This is a genomic window from Petralouisia sp., assembly GCF_056822245.1.
Window position 1 is genome coordinate 38558 of record NZ_JBQIOP010000006.1, and the last position, 25636, is coordinate 64193.

At 47.7% G+C, this 25636-nt stretch carries 23 protein-coding genes and 1 pseudogene; 20 read left to right on the top strand and 4 right to left on the bottom strand.

Annotation, left to right across the window (positions count from 1 at the left end; all coding sequences use genetic code 11):
* Positions 1-5: 5 nt before the first annotated feature.
* From ACTO17_RS03740 to ACTO17_RS03760, 5 genes are all read left to right on the top strand, one after another.
* On the top strand, positions 6-992 hold the full coding sequence (locus ACTO17_RS03740; RefSeq protein WP_482556944.1) for a diaminopimelate dehydrogenase: 987 nt from the start codon (positions 6-8) through the stop codon (positions 990-992).
* 127 nt (positions 993-1119) lie between these two features.
* Positions 1120-1833, top strand: a complete 714-nt coding sequence (locus tag ACTO17_RS03745) for a hypothetical protein (RefSeq protein ID WP_482556945.1) — start codon at positions 1120-1122, stop codon at positions 1831-1833.
* Positions 1830-2711: a CPBP family intramembrane glutamic endopeptidase gene (locus ACTO17_RS03750; protein WP_482556946.1), complete on the top strand. Its 882-nt coding sequence runs from the start codon at positions 1830-1832 to the stop codon at positions 2709-2711. Before ACTO17_RS03745 ends, ACTO17_RS03750 begins: the two co-directional genes overlap by 4 nt.
* A gap of 609 nt (positions 2712-3320) precedes the next feature.
* Entirely contained in the window at positions 3321-7862 is a 4542-nt protein-coding gene (gltB, locus tag ACTO17_RS03755; RefSeq protein WP_482556947.1) for a glutamate synthase large subunit, read from the top strand.
* 13 nt (positions 7863-7875) lie between these two features.
* Positions 7876-9366 carry a glutamate synthase subunit beta gene (locus ACTO17_RS03760; protein ID WP_482556948.1) on the top strand — a complete coding sequence of 497 codons (1491 nt, stop codon included), beginning with the start codon at positions 7876-7878 and terminating at the stop codon, positions 9364-9366.
* Between the two features lie 115 nt (positions 9367-9481).
* Here ACTO17_RS03760 and ACTO17_RS03765 read toward each other — a convergent pair whose 3' ends face one another.
* From ACTO17_RS03765 to ACTO17_RS03775, 3 genes are all read right to left on the bottom strand, one after another.
* On the bottom strand, positions 9482-10915 hold the full coding sequence (locus ACTO17_RS03765) for a methyl-accepting chemotaxis protein (protein ID WP_482556949.1): 1434 nt from the start codon (positions 10913-10915) through the stop codon (positions 9482-9484).
* A 5-nt stretch (positions 10916-10920) separates the two neighbouring features.
* Positions 10921-11307: a Fur family transcriptional regulator gene (locus ACTO17_RS03770; protein WP_172538993.1), complete on the bottom strand. Its 387-nt coding sequence runs from the start codon at positions 11305-11307 to the stop codon at positions 10921-10923.
* A 985-nt stretch (positions 11308-12292) separates the two neighbouring features.
* A complete protein-coding gene (locus tag ACTO17_RS03775) occupies positions 12293-12661 on the bottom strand; it encodes a winged helix-turn-helix transcriptional regulator (protein ID WP_172536920.1) in 369 nt (122 codons plus the stop codon).
* Positions 12662-12810: 149 nt separating this feature from the next.
* Between ACTO17_RS03775 and ACTO17_RS03780 the strand changes: the two genes are divergently transcribed.
* On the top strand, positions 12811-13329 hold the full coding sequence (locus tag ACTO17_RS03780; RefSeq protein ID WP_482556950.1) for a nitroreductase family protein: 519 nt from the start codon (positions 12811-12813) through the stop codon (positions 13327-13329).
* A gap of 56 nt (positions 13330-13385) precedes the next feature.
* Here the strand turns inward: ACTO17_RS03780 and ACTO17_RS03785 are convergent, their stop codons facing one another.
* Positions 13386-13718, bottom strand: coding sequence for a winged helix-turn-helix transcriptional regulator (locus ACTO17_RS03785; protein ID WP_172536922.1), 333 nt, complete (start codon positions 13716-13718; stop codon positions 13386-13388).
* 125 nt (positions 13719-13843) lie between these two features.
* On the opposite strand from ACTO17_RS03785, the gene ACTO17_RS03790 reads away from it, so the two are divergent.
* The 14 genes and pseudogenes from ACTO17_RS03790 (at position 13844) to ltrA (ending at position 25630) form a co-directional block, all read left to right on the top strand.
* Positions 13844-14644 carry an amidohydrolase family protein gene (locus tag ACTO17_RS03790; protein ID WP_482556951.1) on the top strand — a complete coding sequence of 267 codons (801 nt, stop codon included), beginning with the start codon at positions 13844-13846 and terminating at the stop codon, positions 14642-14644.
* Between the two features lie 316 nt (positions 14645-14960).
* Positions 14961-15677, top strand: a complete 717-nt coding sequence (locus tag ACTO17_RS03795) for a LytR/AlgR family response regulator transcription factor (RefSeq protein WP_482556952.1) — start codon at positions 14961-14963, stop codon at positions 15675-15677.
* Positions 15670-17142: a sensor histidine kinase gene (locus ACTO17_RS03800; RefSeq protein WP_482556953.1), complete on the top strand. Its 1473-nt coding sequence runs from the start codon at positions 15670-15672 to the stop codon at positions 17140-17142. Before ACTO17_RS03795 ends, ACTO17_RS03800 begins: the two co-directional genes overlap by 8 nt.
* On the top strand, positions 17120-17899 hold the full coding sequence (locus tag ACTO17_RS03805) for a hypothetical protein (protein WP_482556954.1): 780 nt from the start codon (positions 17120-17122) through the stop codon (positions 17897-17899). Before ACTO17_RS03800 ends, ACTO17_RS03805 begins: the two co-directional genes overlap by 23 nt.
* Positions 17900-17993: 94 nt before the next feature.
* Positions 17994-18698, top strand: coding sequence for a DUF6033 family protein (locus tag ACTO17_RS03810; RefSeq protein ID WP_482556955.1), 705 nt, complete (start codon positions 17994-17996; stop codon positions 18696-18698).
* A 229-nt stretch (positions 18699-18927) separates the two neighbouring features.
* Positions 18928-19484, top strand: a pseudogene (locus tag ACTO17_RS03815) (DUF6033 family protein).
* Between the two features lie 12 nt (positions 19485-19496).
* Entirely contained in the window at positions 19497-20333 is an 837-nt protein-coding gene (locus ACTO17_RS03820) for a hypothetical protein (protein WP_482556956.1), read from the top strand.
* 232 nt (positions 20334-20565) lie between these two features.
* Positions 20566-21063 (top strand): hypothetical protein, encoded by a 498-nt coding sequence (locus tag ACTO17_RS03825; protein ID WP_482556957.1) that lies wholly within the window; start codon positions 20566-20568, stop codon positions 21061-21063.
* An 83-nt stretch (positions 21064-21146) separates the two neighbouring features.
* Positions 21147-21575 carry a C-GCAxxG-C-C family (seleno)protein gene (locus ACTO17_RS03830; RefSeq protein ID WP_482556958.1) on the top strand — a complete coding sequence of 143 codons (429 nt, stop codon included), beginning with the start codon at positions 21147-21149 and terminating at the stop codon, positions 21573-21575.
* Positions 21576-21669: 94 nt separating this feature from the next.
* Positions 21670-21981: a hypothetical protein gene (locus tag ACTO17_RS03835; RefSeq protein WP_482556959.1), complete on the top strand. Its 312-nt coding sequence runs from the start codon at positions 21670-21672 to the stop codon at positions 21979-21981.
* A gap of 177 nt (positions 21982-22158) precedes the next feature.
* On the top strand, positions 22159-22440 hold the full coding sequence (locus ACTO17_RS03840; protein ID WP_482556960.1) for a hypothetical protein: 282 nt from the start codon (positions 22159-22161) through the stop codon (positions 22438-22440).
* A 214-nt stretch (positions 22441-22654) separates the two neighbouring features.
* Positions 22655-23221: a hypothetical protein gene (locus tag ACTO17_RS03845; RefSeq protein WP_172535825.1), complete on the top strand. Its 567-nt coding sequence runs from the start codon at positions 22655-22657 to the stop codon at positions 23219-23221.
* A gap of 143 nt (positions 23222-23364) precedes the next feature.
* Positions 23365-23778, top strand: coding sequence for a winged helix-turn-helix domain-containing protein (locus tag ACTO17_RS03850; protein WP_482556997.1), 414 nt, complete (start codon positions 23365-23367; stop codon positions 23776-23778).
* A gap of 667 nt (positions 23779-24445) precedes the next feature.
* A complete protein-coding gene (ltrA, locus tag ACTO17_RS03855) occupies positions 24446-25630 on the top strand; it encodes a group II intron reverse transcriptase/maturase (RefSeq protein ID WP_482556961.1) in 1185 nt (394 codons plus the stop codon).
* The last annotated feature ends 6 nt before the right edge of the window (positions 25631-25636 follow it).

Here is a 25636-nt window from a genome sequence, read left to right on the forward strand (position 1 = left end):
GAAGGATGAGTATCAGAATTGGTATCTTAGGTTATGGAAATCTTGGAAGAGGAGTGGAATGCGCCATCAGGCAGAATCCTGACATGGAGCTTGCGGCTGTGTTTACCAGAAGGAATCCGTCAGAGGTTTCCATTCTGACCCCGGGAGCGGCAGTGTGCAGCCATTCGGAAGCAAAGGAATGGAAGGGAAAGATTGATGTGCTGATTCTCTGCGGCGGAAGCGCCACAGATTTGCCGGAGCAGACCCCTGAATTTGCCCGTATTTTTAATGTGGTGGACAGCTTTGACACCCATGCCAGAATACCGGAGCATTTTGCAGGCGTGGATCAGGCGGCAAAGGAGGCCGGAACGGTTGGAATTATTTCGGTGGGCTGGGACCCGGGAATGTTTTCCTTAAACCGCATGTATGCCAACGCTATTTTGCCGGAGGGAAAAGACTATACTTTCTGGGGCAAAGGGGTCAGCCAGGGCCATTCGGATGCCATTCGGAGAATTTCCGGTGTAAAAAATGCAAAGCAGTACACCATTCCGGTGGAAGCTGCGCTGGAGTCGGTGCGTTCAGGAGAACATCCGGAGCTGACCACCAGACAGAAGCACACCAGAGAATGTTTTGTGGTATTGGAGGAGGGAGCAGACCCGGCCAAAATCGAAGAGGAAATCAGGACCATGCCCAATTATTTTGCAGATTATGATACAACTGTGCATTTTATCAGCGAGGAAGAACTGCAAAAAAATCACGGCGGAATTCCCCATGGCGGGTTTGTGATTCACTCCGGCAGGACCGGATGGGAGCAGGAGCATACCCATGTGATCGAATACAGTCTGAAACTGGATTCCAATCCGGAATTTACGGCAAGCGTTATCGCAGCTTATGCCAGAGCAGCGTACCGGCTGTCCCAGGAAGGGCAGAAGGGATGCAAAACGGTGTTTGACATTGCGCCGGCTTATTTAAGCGCCAAAAGCGGTGAGGAGCTGCGGAAGCATTTATTGTAAGGTTTTGTTTCGGAGCTGCTAAATTAATTCTGAAAACTGCCGATATAAATTTTAGCTACGGACGGCATTTTTTTCCAGGGAGTTGGAAATAAATGCCGTTTTTTATATCGAAAAAGGAGGAAAAATTATGTTGAGCAGAGTTTCAGGCAGTACAGGAAACGGGTATTTTTCACAGGCAGTTGCGGAATATGCCAGGAAGATGAAGCCGGAGAAAGAGCAGAACGGGCATTCTTCTGGGAAGGCCATTGGTGAATTTTCAGAAAAAGAATGGAATGGGATGCTGCACAAGGTGGATTTGTCCATAGAAGAACATAAATCGGGACAGATTTATGAGGCGAATGTGCTGTGGGAAGGAAAAGTCCGCAGTATGCGTTTTCATAAGATTGAGGCGGAAAAGTCTGCCGGAGAAGAGAAGGAAGAACAAGAAATAGAAATTATAGATAAAATTTCTGATGATATCAAAGATGAAGCGATACAGAAGCTAATCGGAAACCGGAAGAAAGCGCCCTATTCCATACTGGCAGATGAGAGCGGGATGATTACCTATAACGGCGTGATTTTTCAATGTGATGAAGAACAGAACAGCCTGTGTCTGGGAGATGTGTCAGATCCCAGTCAGTGCATTTCGGTTCCCTTAGAAGGCGGCGGACGTCTGCTGGTGAACCGTGACAGTATAGATGCCCTTTCCAAAGCCATCGGCATGTTTTCCCCGGAGGATATCCGGCGGATTATGCAGGCCATTGCCCAGGATGGAAAAGTAAAGAAGGTGGAAATGGAAATAGAAGATATGACCAGCGGAGTGAAAGTGCTTGAGAAACCGGAAGAAGGGAAGAAAACATGAATCTAAAAGGCAGCCCATACGAAAACAATGCGATTTTTAAATTCTGGAATGTGATTTACCCGATTTTTATTTATTTTGTGGCAATTAATCTTGCGGTTTCACTGTTTGCCGTATTTGCCGCTTTTCTGGGGGCAGATATTCAGAAACAGTATATGGCGCTGCAGACAGCGGCGGTGGCGGTGACGCTTCCTTTTATTGTCCGGTATTACAGGAAAGACCAAAAGGAACCCACGGCGTTTTGGGAACGCATGAAACGGGTGTCTGAGAAGAAAACTTCCGCCCGGAAGGCGGCAAATGCCATATGGATGGTTCTGGCCGGCGCGTCTGCGGGAGCAGCTCTGAACAACCTTCTGGCATTGACTGCCCTGAAAGAAATCTCCCGGGGCTTTCAGGAGGCAAACAGCAATTTTTTTGCAGGAGGAATTTTCTTTGAGCTGTTAGGGGCGTGTTTGCTGACTCCGTGTCTGGAAGAAGTGCTTTACCGGGGCGTGGTGTATGGAAGGCTGTGTGATTTGCTGCTTGTGAATCATGAGGAACAGGGGGCTGAGCAAACCCAAAAAGCATGGAAAAACCGGTTGATTGCCATGGCGCTTTCCGCACTGTTGTTCGGCGTGCTCCACCAAAACCTGGTGCAGTTTGTCTATGCAGGAGCATTGGGCCTTATGCTCGCCTGGTTTATGGAGGAGGCAGGCCATCTCTATGGCCCGCTGCTGGCCCATATCGGGGCAAACCTGATTTCCGTGCTGCGGGTGGAAACCGGACTGTTTCAGTGGATGGAGCAGAGCCGGAGCGTGTTTGCCGCAGCTACGGCAGGACTGGCAGTTGTGAGCATTGTTTTGCTTGGGGTGATTTGGCGGCTGAACAGGGAGAGCGTATAAGCCCTTAAAATCAACCGTTAAGGAGAGCCTCACGCACTGCGTTACAGGATAAATGTGATTGCATATAATCCAATGAATGAGCTTTAATTCTTGCCCTGAAACCGGATATTTTGACGGTGCGAATGCATTATTCGGACAGCAGCAGGGCAAGAGTTGTGAAAATTCTCAGGAATTTGCGCTGCGCCGGATATGAATGGCAATTATTTGCTTGTGATTCTGCATTAATACTGCGTCCGGTCAGTGTTCTTGTCAATAAAAATGACGAGAATGACAAGCACATTCCCTTTCTTTTCAGGAATCCCCTCTGGAACTTTTTCCGGAAATCCCCACAATCCTCGTATACAATTTCAACACAATTCTATAAAATCTTAACATTTCAATCCAAATCAATAAATTTCCAACAGAAAAAATCTTATACAATCCAGTTAAATTGTATCTAAAATCTATTTTATGTATGAAAAATAAACATTATTATCAGATAATAATTCTATATATAATATTAAAGTCGAATTATCAGATAATAATATCAAAAAAGCTGTTTACAATCCTCAGAAAATATTGTATAGTTATATCAGTGCTTTAACAGAACAGAGTAGGAAGGATGATACCATGCAGGAAACCAAACGAACAGCCATGGGTATGTATGACCCATGCTTTGAACACGACAACTGCGGCATCGGCGCAGTGGTAAATATCAAGGGGATAAAAACCCATCAGACGGTAGAGAATGCGCTGAAGATTGTAGAGAACTTAAAACACAGGGCAGGCAAAGACGCGGAAGGGAAAACCGGAGACGGTGTGGGAATCCTTCTGCAGATTTCCCATAAATTTTTTAAAAAAGCTGCAAAAGAAGCAGGAATTGAACTGGGAGAAGAACGGGATTACGGCGTCGGCATGTTTTTCTTTTCCCAGGATGAACTTAAGAGGAACCAGGCCAGGAAGATGTTTGAAGTCATTGTGAAAAAAGAAGGCATGGAATTCTTAGGTTGGCGGAAGGTGCCCATTGCGCCGGAACAGCTGGGCCAGAAAGCCGTGGACTGTATGCCCTGTATTATGCAGGGATTTGTGAAGCGGCCGAAGAATGTGGAACCGGGACTGGATTTTGACCGGAAGCTGTATGTGGCCCGACGGGTGTTTGAACAGTCCAGCGACGACACCTATGTGGTTTCTCTGTCCAGCCGGACCATTGTATATAAAGGAATGTTTCTGGTGGAGCAGCTCCGTCTGTTTTTTGCCGATTTGCAGGACGGGGACTATGAGTCTGCCATTGCAACCGTCCATTCCAGATTTTCCACCAACACAAACCCAAGCTGGGAACGGGCCCATCCCAACCGGTTTATCGTGCATAACGGGGAAATCAATACCATTCTGGGAAATGCCGATAAGATGCTTGCGCGGGAAGAAACCATGGAATCTGAGTATTTGAAGGGAGAGCTTCAGAAGGTGCTTCCGGTGGTAAATGCAAAAGGCTCTGATTCCGCCATGTTGGATAATACACTGGAATTTCTGGTAATGAGCGGCATGGAGCTGCCTTTGGCGGTGATGATTACCATTCCGGAGCCCTGGGCCAACAATGCCCTGATGAGCCAGAAGAAAAAAGATTTCTATCAGTATTATGCAACCATGATGGAGCCCTGGGACGGGCCGGCCTCCATTGTATTCAGCGACGGGGATCTCCTGGGGGCGGTTCTGGATCGGAACGGGCTGCGTCCTTCCCGCTATTACATTACGGATGACGACAACCTGATTCTCTCTTCGGAGGTGGGAGTTCTTAAGATAGATCCCATGAAAATTGTGAGAAAAGAACGCCTCCGTCCGGGTAAAATGCTTCTGGTGGACACCGTTCAGGGAAGGGTGATTGACGACGATGAGATCAAAGAAAAATATGCCGGTAGACAGCCTTACGGGGAATGGCTGGATCGTCATCTGATAAACCTTGCGGATTTGAAAATTCCCAACCAGCGTGTGCCGGAGTATGAGAAGAAGGAACGCCAGAGAATGCAGAAAACCTTTGGCTATACCTATGAATCCTTAAAGGAGGCCATTCTGCCCATGGCGAAAAACGGCGGGGAAGGAACGGCGGCCATGGGAATTGACACCCCACTTGCAGCATTGGCCGGAGATCATCAGCCGTTGTTTAATTATTTTAAACAGAAGTTTGCCCAGGTTACCAATCCGCCCATTGATTCCATCCGGGAAGAAGTGGTGACAAGTGCCACCGTCTACATCGGCGAGGATGGAAACCTGCTGGAGGAAAAGCCCAGGAACTGCCAGGTGCTGAAAGTAGATAATCCGATTTTGACCAATACAGATATTATGAAAATAAAATCCATGAAGGCGGAAGGCTTCAAAGTGGTGGAGCTGCCGATTATTTACTACAAAAATACCAGCCTGGAAAAAGCCATTGACCGCCTGTTTGTGGAAGCAGACCGGGCTTATCGGGACGGAGCAAATATTCTGATTCTGTCCGACCGGGGCGTGGATGAAAACCATGTGCCCATCCCCTCCCTGCTGGCAGTGTCCGCCCTGCAGCAGCATTTGATTAAAACCAAAAAGCGGACGGCCCTTGCAGTGATTCTGGAATCAGGAGAACCCAGAGAGGTGCATCACTTTGCCGCATTGCTGGGTTACGGCGCCTGCGCCATCAATCCCTATCTGGCCCAGGATACGGTAAAGCAGCTGATTGACGATCATATGCTGGATAAAGATTACTATGCGGCCATTGCAGATTACAACCATGCCATTATCCATGGAATTGTAAAAATTGCAGCCAAAATGGGGATTTCCACCATTCAGTCTTATCAGGGAGCCAAAATATTTGAGGCAATCGGCATCAGTTCCGATGTGATTCAGAAATATTTTACCAATACGGTAAGCCGTATCGGGGGAATTACCCTGAAAGATATTGAAAAGGACGTCAATGCCCTTCATTCCAGCGCTTACGATCCCCTGGGACTGGAGACAGATTTAACCTTAGAGAGCCGGGGACGTCATAAGATGCGAAGCGGCGCAGACAGCCACCTGTATAATCCAAAGACCATTCATTTGCTGCAGGAATCCACCAAACGGGGAGATTACCAGTTATTCAAAGCCTACACAAAAGCGGCGGACGACCAGGAACGGAAGGCGAATATCCGGGGCATGATGGACTTTGTATATCCCAGAAAATCCATTCCCTTAGAGGAGGTGGAATGCGTAGATTCCATTGTGACAAGATTTAAAACAGGGGCCATGTCCTATGGTTCCATTTCCCAGGAGGCCCATGAGACACTGGCCATTGCCATGAACACGCTTCGGGGAAAATCCAACAGCGGCGAGGGCGGGGAGAGCCCGGAACGTCTGGTGACAGGCCCGGACGGCAAAAACCGCTGTTCTGCCATCAAGCAGGTGGCTTCCGGACGGTTCGGCGTTACCAGCCGTTATCTGGTCAGCGCGAAGGAAATCCAGATTAAGATGGCCCAGGGAGCGAAGCCGGGAGAGGGCGGACATCTGCCGGGACAGAAGGTGTATCCCTGGATTGCCAGAACCAGGCTGTCCACGCCGGGCGTGTCTTTGATTTCTCCGCCGCCCCATCACGATATTTACTCCATTGAGGATTTGGAGCAGTTGATATATGATTTAAAAAATTCCAATAAAGACGCAAGGATTACAGTGAAACTGGTATCGGAAGCGGGAGTGGGCACCGTGGCGGCCGGGGTTGCCAAAGCAGGGGCCCAGGTGGTTCTGGTTTCCGGATATGACGGCGGAACAGGAGCGGCGCCCAGCAGTTCCATCCACAATGCGGGGCTTCCCTGGGAACTGGGCCTTTCCGAGACCCATCAGACGTTGATTCTAAACGGACTGCGCAACAAGGTGCGGATTGAGACAGACGGAAAGCTGATGACCGGCCGGGACGTGGCCATTGCCGCCATGCTGGGGGCGGAGGAATTCGGTTTTGCAACGGCGCCTTTGGTAACTATGGGATGCGTGATGATGCGCGTCTGCAACCTGGACACCTGTCCGGCGGGAATCGCAACCCAGAATCCCCAGCTTCGGAAGCGGTTTGCAGGAAAGCCGGAATATGTGGTGAATTTCATGCGGTTTATTGCAGAGGAGCTGCGGGAGTACATGGCAAAACTGGGCATCCGCACGGTGGATGAACTGGTGGGCCGAAGCGATTTGCTGAAAGTGCGGGAGGATTTGACAGAGCGGGAAAAGGAACTGGATTTGTCCGGCATTTTGAATAATCCCTTTGCAGGGCCCAAATCCAAAGTGATTTTTGACCCCAAGCAGGTCTATGATTTTGAGCTGGAGAAAACCAAAGATGAAAAGATTCTGCTTAAACAGCTGAAATCTGCCCTGGAAGGAGGACAGAAACGCAGCATCCATGTGGAAGTCACCAACACAGACCGCTCTTTTGGCACAATGTTCGGTTCGGAAATGACCAGACGGTTTGGCGATGGGTTGGAGGAGGACACTTTTCTGGTAAAATGCACCGGGGCCGGCGGCCAGAGCTTCGGCGCGTTCATTCCAGGAGGTCTGACTCTGGAACTGGTGGGCGACAGCAACGATTACTTTGGAAAAGGGCTTTCCGGCGGAAAACTGGTGGTTTATCCCCCCACCGGAGTGAAATTTAAACAGGATGAAAACATTATTATCGGGAATGTGGCCCTCTATGGGGCAACCAGCGGCAAAGCGTTTATCAACGGAGTGGCCGGGGAACGGTTCTGTGTCCGCAATTCCGGCGCAGTTGCAGTGGTGGAAGGCGTAGGCGATCACGGCTGCGAATATATGACCGGCGGCCGGGTGGTGGTGCTTGGCAAAACCGGGAAAAACTTTGCGGCAGGCATGAGCGGCGGCATTGCCTATGTATTGGATGAAGAAAATGATTTGTACACCAGAATTAATAAAGAAATGGTATTTTCCGGGGAAATCACATCCAAATATGATGTGATGGAACTGAAAAGTATGGTGAAAGAGCATGTGGCGCTGACTAATTCGGAAAAAGGCAAGGAAATATTGGAGCATTTCAGCGAATATCTGCCGAAATTTAAGAAAATCGTACCATACGATTATCACCGGATGATGATGTCCATTGTGCAGATGGAGGAAAAAGGACTGAGTTCAGAACAGGCGCAGATCGAAGCGTTTTATGCCAATATGAAGAATTAGGAGAGATGTGAAAATGGGAAAACCAACAGGATTTATGGATTACAGCAGACAGACGGCAGAGGCGGCAGCGCCCCGGGAGCGGGTGAAACATTTCAATGAATTCCATATCCCGCTCAGCAAAGAAGAACAGCAGATCCAGGGCGCCCGCTGCATGGCCTGCGGCGTGCCGTTCTGCCAGTCCGGCATGGAGCTGATGGGAATGACCTCCGGCTGCCCTTTACACAATCTGGTGCCGGAGTGGAATGATCTGGTTTACACCGGAAACTGGGAACAGGCATATAACCGCCTGGTAAAAACAAATAATTTCCCGGAATTCACCGCCCGGGTATGTCCGGCCCTCTGTGAAGCGGCATGTACCTGCGGCCACTACGGAGACGCTGTTTCGGTGAAAGAGAATGAACATGGAATTATTGAAAACGCCTATGAACAGGGATTTGCAAAGGCAAGGCCGCCCAAGGTGCGCACCGGCAAAAAAGTGGCGGTGATAGGCTCCGGCCCTGCCGGCCTTGCAGCGGCGGATCAGCTGAACAAGCGGGGCCATCAGGTCACCGTTTATGAACGGGAGGACCGCATCGGAGGGCTTTTGATGTACGGAATTCCCAACATGAAGCTGGAAAAGCATATAATTGACCGGAAGGTAAACATGATGAAAGAAGAGGGCATAGAATTTATCACCGGCGTCAATGTGGGAAAAGACGTGAAGGCTGCAAAGCTGCAAAAAGAGTATGACCGGATTATCCTGGCCTGCGGGGCAAAGAATCCCCGGGATATCAACGCTCCGGGCAGAGACGCCAAAGGCATTTATTTTGCGGTGGATTTTCTTTCCTCCACCACAAAAAGCCTTCTGGATTCTCAGCTTAAGGATAATAAATACATTTCCGCCAAGGGAAAGAAGGTAGTGATTATCGGCGGCGGCGACACAGGAAACGACTGTGTGGGAACCGCCATCCGCCACGGGGCAGCTTCGGTCACCCAGCTGGAAATGATGCCTGAGGCGCCAAAGCAGCGGGCGGAGGATAATCCCTGGCCCCAGTGGCCCAAGGTCTGCAAAACGGATTACGGCCAGGAGGAGGCCATAGCCCTGTTCGGCCATGATCCCCGGATATATCAGACCACCGTAAAGGAATTTATAAAAGATAAAAATGGAAAACTCTGCGGTCTGACCACAGTGAAACTGGAAAGCAGGCAGGATGAGAAAACGGGACGTACGGTTCTGGCGGAGGTGCCGGGGTCTGAGCAGAAACTGGACGCGGATTTGGCATTGATTGCAGCGGGATTTCTGGGAACGGAAGCATACGCGGCGGACGCTTTCGGAATTACCCTCAATGAACGGATGAATGTGCAGACAGAGCCGGAAAGCTATGAAACCAATGTGAAGCATGTATTTGCGGCAGGAGATATGCGCAGAGGGCAGTCTTTGGTGGTATGGGCCATCCGGGAAGGCCGGGAAGCTGCCAGAGCAGTGGATGAGAGCCTGATGGGTTATACGAATCTGGGGGCTTAGATCTATTACTCCGGCATTTAACCGCCGGAGTAATAGATTGAGGGCTGTCGGGAAACAGTAATTTTTCACAATATATTGTTTATAAATTCCATGTTCCGACAGCCCCCTGATAAATTTATTCAAAGATCCGAATCTGCTGTTCTGTCAGTGTTTCAATTGTCCGGGCCAGAGTTTGGAAATCTGACAAAAGCTCCTGGGAACAGCTTTCCGCTTCCCTGTAGATCTGAAGCAATTCTTCTGTGCGTCCGGTGCGGACAGCGGAAATCATTTCCGTTCCGTAGGCATGGAAGGTTTTGTGTTTTCCATCCAGGCCGGCCCAGAGCTCTGCAATGTCCGGATGAATGGGCTTTAAGGCGTAATAGAAATGGCCCAGGCCGCATTTTGTGCAGTCTGTCTGCAGTACCTTTAAGATTCCGGTTTCTGCAATCTCTTTCAAGGTGCCAAGCCAGTCCTGATGGGCTGAGACTGCCTGGTTCAGACAGTTCAGGACAATCTGATTGTCCAGCATGTAAAAAGCATCTTTTGCCATATTTCCCATGATTTTGGTAGACTCGTCCAGATGTTGTTCAATGACTTTTGCAGGCTCCGCAAGCTCCGCAATGGACTGACTGGACTGCTGCAGCGAATCCGTGTCTCCTTTTAAAATCTGGCATTCTTCGTTGACATGCTGCATCTGGTTATCCAGTTCGTAGATGGAGCTGCTGATTTCTTCGCTGACGGCGGCAAGGGAAGAAACGGAATCTGAAATGCGGTCCATACCGATGCGGTTATTTCCGGTAAGCTGCCATACATTCTGAATGTTTTCGTTGATATGCTCCAGTTCTTTGACTGTGGTATCTACGCTGCCGGAGCTTTTCTGAGAGGCGGTCTGGATTTCATTGACAAAAGCGCCCATACGTGCAGTCAATGACTTTGTCTCAGTTGCAAGTTCACGTATTTCCTCTGCCACAACAGCAAATCCCCTTCCGGCTTCACCGGCCCGGGCAGCTTCTATGGAAGCGTTTAAGGCCAGAAGATTTGTCTGGGCGGAAATGGAGTTGATTGCTTCAATGGCTTCATTCATATGCTGAATAATTTCCAGAAGTCCGTAAATATTCGTCCTCATTTCGCCTGCGCTTGAGATGGCGGAAGCAGACAGCTGGGTGATGGAGGTGAGATCGTTTTCAGAATTGCGGATATCCTCCATAATTTTGCTGGCTTCATCGGAAACCTCAATAATGGTTCCAGTGAGGCTGTCGTGGGCTTTAGAGACTTCTGCAGAGATTCCGGCCGTCCGTTTTGTGGAGTTGCTGATACTGTTTGCTGCATCGGAAATGGAAGAATTTATTTCCTCTATGGCTGCTGCGTTTGTTTCTAATGATAAATCCATGGAACTCATCTGGATGACTGCGTCCATCGTTTTTGTCAGGGCCTGTTCAAATTCTTTCCGGCCCTTCATCAGCCGTTGGTGGATATTGTTTAATTCCCCGTTTTGCGGTTCATACGGCATATCTACCAATCTGGAAACAGATGCGATGACGGCAGGAAAAGTCCTTCTTTTTAATCTCATGATATTCATCCTTTCTCTATTTTGTCGTTAATCTCTTGTTTTAAGCATTCATCACAGATGTAATTGATTTTTAAATCGTAAGAAAGCATGGGAATGTCCACCTGTTTTTGAAGCACAGCCGTCAGATCCTCCAGTACAATATCCGATAATTTTCCGCATTTTCTGCACACCAAATGTTCGTGCCGCAGGGTTCTGTCGTAGCGGTCCGGGTATCCCTCAACGGAGATTTTCCGAATCAGTCCTTTCTGATACAGGGCGGATAAGTTGTTATAGACGGTAGCCTGAACTACGGTTTTGTTTTTTTTCTTTAAACGAAGATAAATCTGCTCTGCCGTTAAATGAGAATTGGAACTGTTGATAATTTCTAAAATATATTCTGCGTTTTTGGTCATAATCATCTCCATTTGAAATTAAAATTAGAATAATTCTAATTTTAACTCTTTTCCATTATTTGTCAATAGGAAAAAGGGATGCTGGTATTATAGCGAAGGCTTTATATTTGGATACGGACGGAACTGCCGGATCCAAATATAAAATATTTGCACTGGTATTCAGTGACGACGAGCGAGCCGGAGAATCCGTAAGCATTGAGAACCAGAAGCGGATTTTTAGAGGACTACGCAAGGAAAAACGGGTTTACCAATATCCGGCACTTTACAGAAATGTAAACCGCTTATTTGATACAAAGGGCATGAACAGAATATCGGGAAACCCTTGTTTGATTTTGGGGCTGTGCCAGGCAGTATGGGATTTGTGCCAGTCGGTGGATGAGCGGTCATTTTTGCCCCCTCAAAGGCGTTTGAACACGGTGGTCACTCTATAAAAAATGTGAAGAGATTTGTCGGAACACGGTCTTACTGGCTTGCGTACCACAATTTGATACAATGCACCCAAAGCTGACTTTGGGTGCAAATTTTAACGATAGGAATTTTAGGCATCTATCGGAGAACTATCCGCAGGCGTATGGAAACATCGCAACAACGAAATTGATACAATAGAAAACCGCTAAAATGCGTGGAAATAAGCCTTTCCGCGGATTCGGCGGTTTTATTTTTTCACTTTTTGAGCCTTTTTTCTGTTTCGGGGGCTGTTTTGCCCTCAAAATTTGCACCTCCTTTTAACGATAGCAGGTAATCGTTAAAAGGTTTGAATGGGGCAGGTGCAAAGCCTTGTGCTGGTATTGCTTTATAACAAATTTCCTATAAAATATGAAAGACCTTGCAAATCAGGAAAGACAATAATCCATCTATTTGCGCCGGAGCAGTCAGGAAAAGTGGGTAAGGTAAAGAACGCATCAGTTTCCCGGCTTGTATTTGAAAACGGGGTTTTCCCATTGGCGTCGGATGTACAGTTATGAAAAGTCAGCAGGAAAGCCTGTCACGGTTCTCCTGCTGACTTTTTTGTACAGCACGGCGGCTGGATGTCCAGCCCGTCCAAAAAGCCCGCGCCCCAATCGCACATGGCATCCAGTACGGGAATGATGCTGCGCCCAAATGGGGTGAGGGAGTACAGTGTCCTGGGCGGCTTGTCCGGGATGACCTCCCGGTGCAGCATCTCGCATTCTTCCAGATCATGTAATTGCTGCGACAGCATTTTGGGTGTCGCTTTCGGGATCATACGTTGCAGCTCCATGTAGTGGAGCGGTTTTTCTATCAGATACCAGAGGATGAGGGGCTTGTATTTCCCGCCGATCAAAAACAGCGTGGCCTCCACCGGGCAGTTGAACTGGTCTTTTGAATATTTCATTGTCTGTATCCTCTCCTTTTTATAGCTACCCTTTTGGGAAGTATCTACCCAAAAAGTGCATTCTTGCGGAATTTCTGTATCCTGCTAAAATTTAGGTCAACGGTTAACTAACACGTTCAGTATACAATAGAAAGAGAGGATTTGCCACTATGGATTTTATCGAAATTGCAAAGAAGCGTTATTCCGTCCGGAGCTATAAGGACAAGAAAGTGGAGGAGGAAAAGCTGCAAAAGATTCTGGAGGCGGCTCGTGTTGCGCCGACAGCGGCCAATCTCCAGCCCGTCCGCCTGATCGTTGTCCAGAGCAGTGAGGGGCTTGCGAAGATAGGGAAAGGGGCCAACCTTTACGGAGCGCCGCTGGCGGTCATCGTCTGCGCTGACCACGGAAAGGCATGGGTACGCCCGTTTGATAAAAAGCAGACCACCGACATAGACGCATCCATACTTACAGACCATATGATGCTGCAGGCAACGGAATTAGATCTTGGCTCCGTGTGGATATGCTATTTCAAGCCGGATGTGATACGCAGGGAGTTCGGGCTGCCGGATAATCTGGAGCCGGTCAATATCCTTGCAGTCGGGTATTCGGACGAGGAAGCGGCTGCCCCGGAGCCCCATTTACAGACACGCATCCCGGTGGAAGAACTGGTTTCCTACGAAACGGTATAGACAGGGCATAATGCGAGGAGAAGGGCTGTGATATTTCAGCCCTTTTCCAAATACTTTTATTGCCGCTGATATTCCTGATATGTCTTTCCCCATTCACACAGCCCGCCTAAGACTGGTTTCAGGGTATTGCCTATTTCGCTTAATGAATATTCAACCCTCGGAGGGACTTCCGGGAAAACAGTTCTAAGGATGATTCCCTGTTCCTCCAGTTCCCGGAGCTGTTCGGTCAGTGTCTTGGTGGTGATGCTGCCCAGGAGCCGCTGCAGCTCATTGAAACGGATTGTGCCTTTGGAGAGATGCCATAATATTTTCAGTTTCCATTTTCCGCTAAGGATATTCAGCCCAAGTTCAACCGGGCATTGTTCATCCACTGCCTGTACCTTTGCCATTATGTATTGCCCCTTTCCACGCACGGTTTCAAAAAGGAAATCTTATTTCAAAAAAGTGCGTACTTGATTTTAGCTTTCCTTAATGCTAACGTCAATATACCAAAATTGTCAAGGAGGTTCTGAAAATGGTGATAGACAGCCACGAACATATCATGTTCCCCATAAAAATGCAGTTGGAGAAAATGGATGCGGCAGGGGTGGATAAGACGGTATTATTCTGCACGGCACCGCACCCGGAGAAAGCAGGCACATTAAATGAACTGGAAGAAGAAATGGCGGCTTTGAATAAGATTCTAGCAGGTTCCAGCACTAAGGAGGATAACATCAGCCGCCTGAAAAAGAATATTGCAGAAGTGGCAGAGGCAGTAAGGGCATATCCTGACCGCTTTTTAGGCTTCGGCGCTGTGCCTTTGGGAATGGAGCTGGAGGAAACGGAGAAGTGGATTGACACACAGATCACTTCCAATTCTCTGTATGGAATCGGAGAGTTTACACCCGGAAACGAGCAGCAGATCAGGCAGTTGGACACTGTATTTCAGGCATTGATGGATACAAGGATTTATCCGGTTTGGGTGCATACTTTCCACCCGGTTACGATGGAGGGGATAAAACTTCTGATGTCCTTATGCGAAAAATATCCCGGCATTCCCGTTATCTTCGGGCATTTGGGCGGCTCAAACTGGATGGACGTGATCAAATTCGCAAAAGAGCATGATAATGTGTACTTAGACCTTTCGGCTGCATTTGCTTCCATTGCCACCAGGATGGCATTGACCGAGCTGCCGGAGAGGTGCCTGTACAGTTCAGACGCCCCTTATGGGGAACCGTATCTATACAGGCAGCTCATTGAATTTGTCAGCCAGGACAAGAGGACAGCGGAGATGGCATTAGGGGAGAACATATCCCGGTTACTGGAATTACAATAAGGATAAAGAGGAAAAGGGCTCATAGGCCCTTTTTCCAATTCTGGCGGTCTGCCTTTTCCGCAGGCAGGCCAGGCGGACTGATAACGGAAATTGCTCGGAAAGCGGGGAAATAAGAGGTAATATGCTTACACGGCGGTTTGCGTTTTCCCTATATCGGACGAATGGCGAAAAACTTTAGACTTATTTTGGGATTTTTTCATTGCATTTATGCATTTCGCTCCATTTTATATGCCTTTCGTTCCCCGCATCCCAAAATAACAGAAAATCTGCCGATAAATTAAGTGACGGCAGAAACGGAAATCCGAGGTGATGAATTTTGAATATAGCAGTGGTAGATGATGAGGAAGCCATCAGGGAGCAGATTGGCGGATTCATTAAAAAACGGAATCCCGATTTTCATATAAGAGGTTTTGCAACGGGGGAAGGACTGCTTGCGGCAGGAACCGGTTTTGACATTATCTTTCTTGACATACAGATGGATGGTATGGGCGGTATTGAGGCGGCGAGAACCCTCCGGCAGTCCGGCGTGGATGCGGTGGTCATCTTCATTACGGGAATTAAGGAATATGTGTTTGAGGCTTTTGACGTGTCGGCGTTCCACTACCTGCTAAAGCCGATTGAGGAACAGAAATTCATGGAGGTGCTTGGCAGGGCGGCGGAGGAAGCCGGGAAAAGGAAGGGGCAGAGGGAAAAGCAGATATTCATAAGGGCGAAGAACCAGGGGTATACGCTTATCCTGAATGGCATCCTGTATATTGAGAGCAGGGGGAAGAAGGTGGAGGTCCATACCACGGACATGGAGGAAGTCATAGAGTCCTATGCCACGATGGATGAACTGGAAGGGCAGCTTGGTGATGGATTTTACCGCTGCCACAGGGGGTATCTGGTAAACATGGCACACATAGCGAGGTATGATGCTGACAGCATCTTTCTTTCCAGCGGTGAGAAGGTCTATCTGACAAGGAAGAAGCACAAAGAGTTTGTAAAGGCGTATATGTGGTATTTGCAGAATGGAGGGGTGTCCTGTGTATGAAGTGGTGAGCGGCCTGCTGGAAGTATTTTCTGCCATGTTCCAGGGATACTGCCTGCAGTATTTCTTTGGTAGTTTTCTGGAAACAAGGATACGGAACCGGCGGATCAGTGTGCTGGCAGTCACAGCATTGTATGGGGCGCTGCGGCTGGGGACTGGATTCTTCCTGCCAAAGGGCTACACGAGTTTTTGGGTTTTTGTAAGGCTGGCAGTGATCCTGTGCATCATATCGGTGACGGCATTGGCTTTTTATAGGGCAATAGGGAAGATGGCCTTATTTCTTATCGTTACCTTTATGGCTGTGGGTGAAATGAGCTTTTTCCTTGCACATATGCTTTTTGAATTAGGAAACCATCTGTTCCGGCTTTGGGACTGGTGCCTGGGAAATGGATATATATCATCCTTGGAATTTTATAATTGCATTGCAAGCATTACTCTCATAGGGAACCAGATTTTGTTTTATGCGATTGGGGCAGCGGTGCTTTATTTTACTCTGAGAAGGGTGGTGCAGGATTACCGGGAAAAGGAATATGCCGTCCACAGGACAGAATTACTGTTCATTCTCACACCGGGGCTGGCAGGTCTGTTGGTATGTACTTTACTGCGTATTACGATTGACACGGCAGAGAACGGTGTGCCGGAGACGCTGTATGACAGATATCCATCACTGATGGTCATAATGCCTGTTATCCTGCTGCTGTTACTGTTCTCTGTTATGTTTGGGGTAAAACTTTTTCAGGACATGATCTGTTGGAACAGGGAAAAAAGCAGCCGCATTATCTTGGAAAAACAGGTCAGCAGCCTGCAGGAGCATATGGGGGAGATGGAGCGTGTCTATTCCGGGATACGGGGGATGAGACATGATATGAAGAATACAATTTCCCTTATCATGCAGCTTGCGGCCGGAAAAGAGGAGGAACTGAAAGCCTATCTGGAAGAACTGAACGAGACTATGGACAGACTGGAATTCCGGTTCAAGACAGGGAACACAGTTGTGGATACCCTGCTGAATATGAAATACCATGAGATTGCCAGCACGGTGCCAGACCTGCGGATGGATGTGGAGGGGCTGCAGTTCCCGGAGAAACTGTTCATCCAGAGTTATGATATCGGCATTATCATAGGAAACGCATTGGATAACGCGATCGAAGCCTGCCGGAAACTGAAAGTGAAAGAGCCGGATGCAGAAGCCTTTATCCGCATCAGTTCTTTCCAAAAGAGGGAACTGTTTTTCCTGAAAGTGGAGAACAGCTTTGACGGAAAGGTGGTGAGAAAACCGCAGAATGAGTTTCCCGTGACGGATAAGGCAGACCGGGAGAATCATGGGATAGGGCTTGCCAACATCAAAAGCACGGCTGAAAAGTATCAGGGGACAATGGATTTTAGGGTAAAGGACAGGGTGTTTATCCTGTCCGTGATGATGAAAAATGAAAGGAGAGAGGAAGATGGATTTCGGAGTGACAGGTAAATTGGGAGGGTACTATTTGGCGGAGCAGTACCGGAAGAATGCGGCAGGCAAGAGCGGGGGCGTGAGCTTTGCGGAGCTTGCGGCGGCAAAGGCGGCGCAGTCAGAGGTATCGGGAATGAGTTTTAAGGATATGTGGCAGGCGAGGTATCCCGGAGCGTACTACCATGTGATGGATGGCTCAAAGATATCACAAGGCGCATGGGACAGGAATGATTTCCCTCTTGAAAAGTTCTTCCGGGATGATGCTGATACATCTGTGGTAAATTGGAAGCCGACAGGAGCCGAGTCGGAAGCAACCAGTCCGCAGGTACAGTCCCGGTGGAATTCTACATTAGGGCAGAAGTCGATTATTGTACCGCCGGAATTGGAAGAAAAGATGAAGAATGATCCAGAACTGGCTAAGAAGGTAATGGCGAATGTTGAAAATTTTATTACCACATATACGGCAACCTCCGTCAGACCGGGGAGGGTATGTTCATGGCTGATCTCGCTTGATGAAAATGGAGAAATAGAAAAATATCGTGTGACAGGGGGCGGCGGTAATATATCTGGGCCGACAGAAGAGCAGCAGCGCCAGTTTGAAGCGGAGCAGGCGGCAAAGAGGAAAAGGCGTGAGGAATATGCACGGCTGAATGAGGAAAGCGCCCTGAAACGCAGGCTGATGGAGCAGGAAGCAGACGAGAGATATTATCAGACCAGCATAACCAAAAAGGCGGTTTCGATTGCCGCATATGAGGCGGCGGGCATTTTGAAGTAAGGAAGATCATGCCCGGACTTATCATAAGGGGGCATGGGCGGCTCCGAATGACAGAGGGGCCGCAGGTAAGATTTTTTGAAGGAGGATGATTATTATGGCAATTTCAGGAGTGAACACTTACAACAATGCGTATGAAAATATGTACGCAACAAAGCAGAAGGAAGAAACAAAGGAAACTTCCGCAGCGCAGAAAAAAGGGGATACCGAAAATAAAGGCGGCCTGTTAAACCAGTTGCAGGATAAGTATTCTAATTTTGATATTACGGCGGGTACTTTTTCCAAAGGCCAGGTTTCATCATCAAGCAAAGGTTTTCAAGGGGTAATGATAAGTTCTGCATATTTATCAAAAGCGGAGAATGATGAAAAGACGGCACAGGATTTAGATGAAATGTTAAGCGGAGTGGAGTCGGCATATAACTGGCTGAAAAATGCTTTTGCAAGGGATGGTCTGGAATTAGTTTCCTGTGGGTACTACATTGATGAAAATGGGAAAATGGGTTCCTATTCGGTTGTTGAAAAGAAACATAGTATGTTTGACAGTCTGGCAGAGCAGAGCGAGAAGAATGCCGATAGGATAAAAGAGAAACAGGAAAAAGCACGGGAACAGAAAAAGGCTGATGAAAAGAAAGCAGAAGAAAAGCGGGAACAGCAGGTAAAATCTTCAAAGGATAAAGTTGTTGTGGCTTCCTCAAATGAAGAATTGCTGAAAAAGGCGAAAGAAGCAGCAAATGGAACAAATGAAAAAGTGCTGACAAAGGAAGAAAAGGCATTAGGCAATAACTTTGATTTGAGCATATAGCTGTGATGTGAAAAGGAATTCAGATTTAAGGCCAAGGGGGATGAGAGTTATGTCAATGGAGATCACAAACAATTACAGCAACTATACAAGCGGCTATGCAAGTGACGCAAACAGCAGAAAGCAGACGGCGGAGAGCAAGGCCGCCGCACAAACAGGTAGCATCGGTGAGGCGGTGCTTTCCAAAGGGGCGCAGGCACTTTTGGAAAAGCTGCGAAAAAGCTACAGCGATATGGATTTCATGGTTGCCGATTTCGACAAGGGGGATAATGCCAAGGAGATTCTGTCGCACGGCACAAAAGAGGTTTCCGTCATATTCTCCAGTTCTGAGCTTGAGAAAATGGCATCCGATGAGAAATATGAAAAGGAATACATGGAACGGGTGCAGGGCGCGCTCCGTATGTCGGAACAGATCAACCGTGAATTTGGCTTTACATCGGCATTCGGGGAGAAGTCCGGCAGCAGTGAAATAAACAAGATAGGGATTTCCTTTAATTCGGACGGAACCGCATCTTTTTTGCGGAGCTGGAAAAGTCCAGCGCAAGGCAGAGGGAGCATATTGAGAAAGCACGGGAGGAAAAACGTGCGGCAAGGAAAGAGCAGGAGAAAAAGGCTGAAAAGGAAAGGCTGGAGAACAGGTATCTGCGGGAGGATGCGGGCGTGAAGAGGACGACTGTTCAAGCGGACAGCATGGAGGAACTGCCGGAGAAGATCAGGGGCGTTGATTGGGATTCCGTAAAGGCGGAGAACAGACCGCAGAGCGGTGGACGGTTTGATTTTACCATATAGGAGGATAAGCAGATGGCAATGAATGTTAACCAGGATTACAGCCAGTTTTATGTGGGGACGGAGCAGCTAAAAAGCTACGGCTCCAATCCGGCTGCAAAGAAAGATACCTTAGTGAAATACCGGTTCAACACCACGGATGAACATGGCAACAAGGTCATGGATAAGATGTCAAAAGAAGAGACCATGAAAGCTGTGAATGAGATTTCCTCGCAGTACGGGGACAGCGTCATCGTGCAATTTTCCGGCGACGGCCTTGCGGCGGCCCTTGCGGAGGGTGCAAAGTCCATGTCCGGCAGGGCAATGACAGAGGAGGAAGCGGCAAAGAGGGCGGCAAGGGATGCTGCATTCCAGGCGGAGAATGTAATACAGCATGAAAACACGCACAGGATCGTCATTCCGAATTATGGCCTGAACGGTTCTATTTCAGACAGCGGGAAGGTCATATACAATGTGCAGGAGGGGCAGGTACGGATGTCCGGCGCACCCGGCAGCTATGTGGATATGGAGGGCTGGCTGAAAGCGAATGACACCGATCTGTATAACCAGATCAACGAGCTGAACCAGAGTATCATAAACCATAAGGACGGAGAGAAGCATTCCGCTAAGTTCATAGAATTATACACAAAAGCGGCGAAGAAGATACTGGACGCTCCTTCCGACACGAAAAAGGACAGCGGTTATGTAGACTGGAAGGAAAAAGTGGAAAAGACAAAGGTGCCGGCCACATTCCAGAATGTGAAATACAACAGTTTCCAGTCATTTATGGAAAGCCTGCAGAACCAGAGCAGCCTTTCCAATTCATGGATCAGCGCAAACATAAGCCGCTTTGTGAAATGGCTGACTGTTTGATAGAAAAGGACATGAAGATATAATTTTTACACCCTATTCCGCAGAGGCGCAAAAACCATGCGCCCCTGCCGGGGATTATTTGGAAGGAGGTGAAAGTCGGTATGGAATTTGACAGGGGAAGTTAGGTGGGTATGTTTGCATGGAGGCATAAACTGCTCGGACTTATTACATGGGAGCAGGGGCGGCTCTGAACGACAGAGGGGCTGCCATAAGAAAGAAATGGAGGACTGAAATGAGCATTAATGGAATAGGAACAGCGGGATATCCGCTGACAGGATACACGGCAAGAAAGACAGGAAGAAGCGCGGAATCCGGGGCTGTGGGATTCATGGAAACGGTGGAAGAAAAGGCGGCGCAGGGCAGAGCAGCCGATTATGATGAAAAAGCCTTTGAGATGGTCGGCCCGAATGCTCCGCAGGAAGTGAAGGATGCGTGGATGGAGGCGGCGAAAGAAGTAAATGCAAATGGCATGGGAATCCGGGGCAACGGAATGATGAGCCACATATCGCAGATGATGGTGCAGCGGCTTAATAGACAGCTTAAGGGCGAGACGGAGAATTTTGACATCCTTGGAAGCACGGTGGAATCTGCAATCCAGGCAACGAAAGAGGCGCTGTACGATTTGGAGCATCCAAGGGTATATACGCCAAGGAGCATAGAGGTTCAGCAGGCCCGTATCAAAGAAGGGGAATTTTACAGGGCGTTTTTGGAGAAGCTGGAGAAATTATAGGAAGGTATAAGCCTGGCAAGGCAGGCATCCCCGGTTTTAGGTAGATTGGGGAGTCGGAGGTGGTGCAGAGAAAGGATATATCTATGAAAGAACGTATAAAGAACCGGGTACATGAACTGTACTGGAATGATGATATAAACTGTGCGAGGACAGCAATCATCTGTTTGGGTGAATTATTTGAAACTGCTATTGAACCGCAAACGATCTGGTCTGCTGTTGGATTACATGGCGCCGGAGGATACAGAGCGCAGTGTGGAATAGTTGAAGGTACACTCATGTTTATAGGAATATATCTTCATAAATTAGGAAAGACAGAAAACGAAATAATATCTGCTTGTTATAATTTTGCGTCAGCTTTTGAAAAAGCATTTGGCTCATTAAGATGTTTAGGACTACGCCCTACGGGTTTTTCAGAGAATGATCCACCACATATGTGTGAAAATTTGACTTGTGATGGGATTGAATTTGCATATCAATATATTTTGCAGGTTACAAAGCAATATTTCCAATAAACCACAGCCTAACAAGGCAGGGCTGGCATCCCCGGCGTTCCGGCAGATTGGGGAATTGTGAGCAGGATTTATTTTTAGAATGGGAGATGTAGATATGGGAAAGGGCGAAGGTAGTGTATCCATTATAGGCGGTGCAGATGGACCTACAAGTATTTTTATCGCCGGAAAAGGTGGTAAGGTGAAGCTGACAACACGCATCCAAAATTATTTCCGCAAATTAAAAAGGAATAGAGTAAAAAAGCGGATAACCGCCAATCCCCATACGCTGGAGGAAGTCGTGGAACTGATGAAAAGGGAATACGGTGCTGAGGAGGTTTCGCAGCAGTCCCATAATTACCTTGAGCAGAGAAAGTGCTTAAAGGCATCCCTTGTAATGCGCCACCGCCCGGATTTGCTTGGGAACTGATGGACTTGGAGCCGCCCGAAGGTGAGGATGTGGAAACCTTGAAAGCATTTTGGGAGCAGCTGCAGGAGCGGGAGAAGATGGCAGCGGAAATTACAGATGATATCTTCCCCGTAGATTTCTATATATATGCAATTAAGTGTCCTGAAAACTGCATGATGCAGATAGGGGAATATAATTGTGATAAGAGAGGTATTTGGGATGTTAAAAAAGCTGAACCAAATTACAAATATAACAATCGGTTCTTTTGTAGGAGTTTTCATTGGATGTGGAATATATGTATTTTGGGATTATAAAAAACACCCTGATTTATATGCTATGCAATCAGCACCGTGGTACACAAGTATTTTTGTTTATGGCATAGTTATGCTTATTTTTGTGACGGTGGCGGTTATTGCGAAGCTAATCATCCGAAAAAAGATGAAAAAGGAAATAAAGCCAATAGACGAATATCCCCAATAAGCCACAGCCTGACAGGGCAGGCATCCCCGGTGTTCCGGCAAATTGGGGAATCGGGGAGTAGCGAGAGGAGGTGAAGGTCGGTATGAAATTTGACCGAGGAACATAAATAAAGCGCCTTTGCATGGAGCAATAAAATGCTCGGACTTATATCGAGAGAGCAGGGGCGGCTCTGACCGACAGAGGAGCCGCAATATTAAAAATAATGGAGGATGAAATGAATGTTAATGGAATAGGAGCAGCAGGATACCCGGCAGCAGGGTATGAAACGAGAAGGGCAAGAAGGAATTACGCCGACCAGATGTGCAACATGGTTCCGGCAGCACAGTCATCCGGCGGCACATTTGAGTTACATATTTCAAACGATAAGGACGGAAAGGCAATCGGCTCAATGTGCGGGGCGGATTATTCCCTTACGGTCTATCAGCCGAAGGACTTTGACTCTGCAAACCCGGTATATAAGGTGAAGGTATGGGATAAAGACGGAAATGTGACAGAACGTATGGTGGATGTGTCAAAAGTCGATACAACGGGCAGTGACTATATTGATATGTTTGCATATTCCAGCCACTTATCGGCAAGCGGGGAATGTCCGGGCGCACAGTCCGCTTTTATCAGGGCTGGGGCAAATCAGCATGGCGCTGACAATAGGACACACGATGACCTGTTCGGGATGAATGACTGGATCAGCGTTTTAAAGGATGCTATGCAGACGCAGTATGATGCCGGGAATCTGAAAGGATATCTGGATTATAAGCAGTTTTGGGATTTTCTGGATAAGTAAGTTTTTGCAAGCAAGAAAGGCTTTCCCGGTTTTCCGGCAGATCGGGGAATCAGGGGATCAGGGCGGATTTGACACAAGGGCGTGAGGCAAAAATTTTTTGAAAGAAGGTGATGGCATCGGGCGCATATTGATGATTGAGTTTGGTGAGCAGGATTCCCCCCGCCTTTGACGAGGTGATGGATGTCCTGAAACGCCACCCTGACTTCGACTACCAGCAGTTGAATGAGGATTCCGTGCTTTCAATACCGGGGCTTGAGATTTACCCCAACCGCAGGAAGATATACCGCGGCCGTAAGGAGATCAGCCTTACGGTGAAGGAGTATGACCTTTTCTGCCTCCTGGTGGTGAACCAGGGGCACATCCTCACTTATAACCAGATATACCAGAAAGTGTGGGGCGAGGATGCGCTTGGCAATGAGAGCAACACCATAAAGTGTCACATACGGAACCTGCGGGAAAAGCTGTATGCGGCCCTGCCCGATGCCTGCTTTACGATCCGGTGCGAGCGGGAGGTCGGGTACTGTTTTGAACTGAACACGGAACAGAAACATACATAACAGCGGCTTTGGGAATCAGGCTGCTGTTATTTTTTTGCTTTATAGGGTGCTCCCAGCTAAGGGCTTGGAATTCGGTGGGTGAAAGTCCTACGGTGTAAGGTACAAGCTATACCGCACCAAGCGAGTCTTGGGTGGACAGCAGAGATGCTGTCTGCTAAGCGTAGACAGCGAGATTGCAGGGCATAACTGCACATAGCTTCGATATGAAAATGAAAGTGGGAAGGCAGAGGTGCTCCTATACACTGAAAGCAACATAACTGTAGTCACTAAGAGCGAGAATACAGTTGCTTCCCCGGAGTTTTGAGGTTGGTCATGCAATCAAGGATTTCAAGTCAACTGGAGGAGGTCTGTCTGGTTCCAGATGAGTTGCGTGCATCTGGTATGCGGAACAACTGTCGAAGGGAGAACCGCAAATGGTCAGCAGAAGTCGGATGGCCGAATAGTACACGGTAAAACATACAGTGGAAGTCGAGAAATGCCTGTCCTCGCAGGCTAGCCATGCAAAGTCATATCAAAGAGGAAATATAGACTGTACGCAGAGACAGGAGGAGCTATGGAAACGAAATTGGCGAGAATATCATAACTATCAGGCGAACATCCAGACATGGTATTTACGTCCATAGGGCATTTGATAAATTAGGAATTATTAAAAGAGTGCCACAAGGAAATGGACGGAAAGAAAGCAGCAGGAACCGATGGGATAACCAAAGAGGAATACGGGGCAAGGCTGGAGGAAAATCTGGAAGAATTAGAGGAAAAGCTTAAGAAGAAAGCGTACAAGCCCAAGCCAGCAAAAAGAGTGGAGATACCGAAAGAAAACGGAAAGACACGGCCGCTCAGTATCTATTGCTATGAAGACAAACTGGTGCAGGAAGCATTGAGACGAGTACTGGAAGCAGTGTTCGAACCGCATTTCTATGATGAAATGATGGGATTCCGACCAGGGAGAAGCTGTCATAAGGCATTAAGAAAGCTGAACGGAATGCTGGAAAAAGAAAAGACAAACTGGGTATTGGATGCGGATGTAAAAGGATTTTTCGACCACTTGGACCATGAATGGATAATAAAGTTCATAGAATCAAGAATAAAAGACCCAAATATCATCAGGCTGGTACGCCGGATGTTAAAAGCCGGAATCATGGAAGATTACAGATATGAAGAGACAGAGGAAGGAGCCGGACAGGGTTCGGTCTGCTCACCAGTAATCGCAAACATATATATGCACTATGTACTGGTGAGGTGGTTCAAGGAGAAAATGCAGCCGATCATGAAAGGGTACGCAGGGCTGGTGGTATATGCGGATGATTTTGTAGTCTGCTTTCAATACAAAACAGACGCAGAGATGTTCTATGAATATTTAAAGCGCAGAATGATGCACTTTGGACTGGAAATGGAGGAGAAAAAGACGAGGCTGATAGAATTCGGCCGATTTGCAGAAAGGAACCGGAAAGAACGTGGAGACGGGAAACCGGAGACCTTTACATTCCTCGGATTCACGCATTACTGTTCGCATGGAAGAACGGGAAAGTTCAGAGTGAAGAGGAAGACCAGTAAGAAAAAGCTAGCAAAGAAAAGCAAGGAAATAAATGCTACGATAAGAGATATGAGATTTCTACGCATAAACCAGATAGTAAAGAAGCTGAATGAAATCTTAACTGGTTACTATCATTACTACGGAATTACTGACAATTCAAGAAGCCTGAACTCATTCTATAATGTAGTATGGTTCAGGTTATTCTACTGGCTGAATAGAAGAAGCCAGAGAAGAAGCTATACAAAGGAAGGATATAAGGAATTGATGCGACAATTCCCACTCGTCCGACCACGTATCTATGTAAGTATATACGGATAGTTGTAG

Bases quoted from the DNA above. Each gene is read 5' to 3' on its own strand.
- ACTO17_RS03765 (WP_482556949.1), bottom strand. From the start codon at position 10,915: ATGAGATTAAAAAGAAGGACTTTTCCTGCCGTCATCGCATCTGTTTCC.
- ACTO17_RS03750 (WP_482556946.1), top strand. From the start codon at position 1,830: ATGAATCTAAAAGGCAGCCCATACGAAAACAATGCGATTTTTAAATTC.
- ACTO17_RS03785 (WP_172536922.1), bottom strand. From the start codon at position 13,718: ATGGCAAAGGTACAGGCAGTGGATGAACAATGCCCGGTTGAACTTGGG.
- ACTO17_RS03820 (WP_482556956.1), top strand. From the start codon at position 19,497: ATGGCAATGAATGTTAACCAGGATTACAGCCAGTTTTATGTGGGGACG.
- ACTO17_RS03745 (WP_482556945.1), top strand. From the start codon at position 1,120: ATGTTGAGCAGAGTTTCAGGCAGTACAGGAAACGGGTATTTTTCACAG.
- ACTO17_RS03805 (WP_482556954.1), top strand. From the start codon at position 17,120: ATGGATTTCGGAGTGACAGGTAAATTGGGAGGGTACTATTTGGCGGAG.
- ACTO17_RS03810 (WP_482556955.1), top strand. From the start codon at position 17,994: ATGGCAATTTCAGGAGTGAACACTTACAACAATGCGTATGAAAATATG.
- ACTO17_RS03740 (WP_482556944.1), top strand. From the start codon at position 6: ATGAGTATCAGAATTGGTATCTTAGGTTATGGAAATCTTGGAAGAGGA.
- ACTO17_RS03780 (WP_482556950.1), top strand. From the start codon at position 12,811: ATGGATTTTATCGAAATTGCAAAGAAGCGTTATTCCGTCCGGAGCTAT.
- ACTO17_RS03825 (WP_482556957.1), top strand. From the start codon at position 20,566: ATGAGCATTAATGGAATAGGAACAGCGGGATATCCGCTGACAGGATAC.
- ACTO17_RS03760 (WP_482556948.1), top strand. From the start codon at position 7,876: ATGGGAAAACCAACAGGATTTATGGATTACAGCAGACAGACGGCAGAG.
- ACTO17_RS03835 (WP_482556959.1), top strand. From the start codon at position 21,670: ATGGGAAAGGGCGAAGGTAGTGTATCCATTATAGGCGGTGCAGATGGA.
- ACTO17_RS03775 (WP_172536920.1), bottom strand. From the start codon at position 12,661: ATGAAATATTCAAAAGACCAGTTCAACTGCCCGGTGGAGGCCACGCTG.
- ltrA (WP_482556961.1), top strand. From the start codon at position 24,446: ATGGACGGAAAGAAAGCAGCAGGAACCGATGGGATAACCAAAGAGGAA.
- ACTO17_RS03845 (WP_172535825.1), top strand. From the start codon at position 22,655: ATGAATGTTAATGGAATAGGAGCAGCAGGATACCCGGCAGCAGGGTAT.
- gltB (WP_482556947.1), top strand. From the start codon at position 3,321: ATGCAGGAAACCAAACGAACAGCCATGGGTATGTATGACCCATGCTTT.
- ACTO17_RS03770 (WP_172538993.1), bottom strand. From the start codon at position 11,307: ATGACCAAAAACGCAGAATATATTTTAGAAATTATCAACAGTTCCAAT.
- ACTO17_RS03830 (WP_482556958.1), top strand. From the start codon at position 21,147: ATGAAAGAACGTATAAAGAACCGGGTACATGAACTGTACTGGAATGAT.
- ACTO17_RS03790 (WP_482556951.1), top strand. From the start codon at position 13,844: ATGGTGATAGACAGCCACGAACATATCATGTTCCCCATAAAAATGCAG.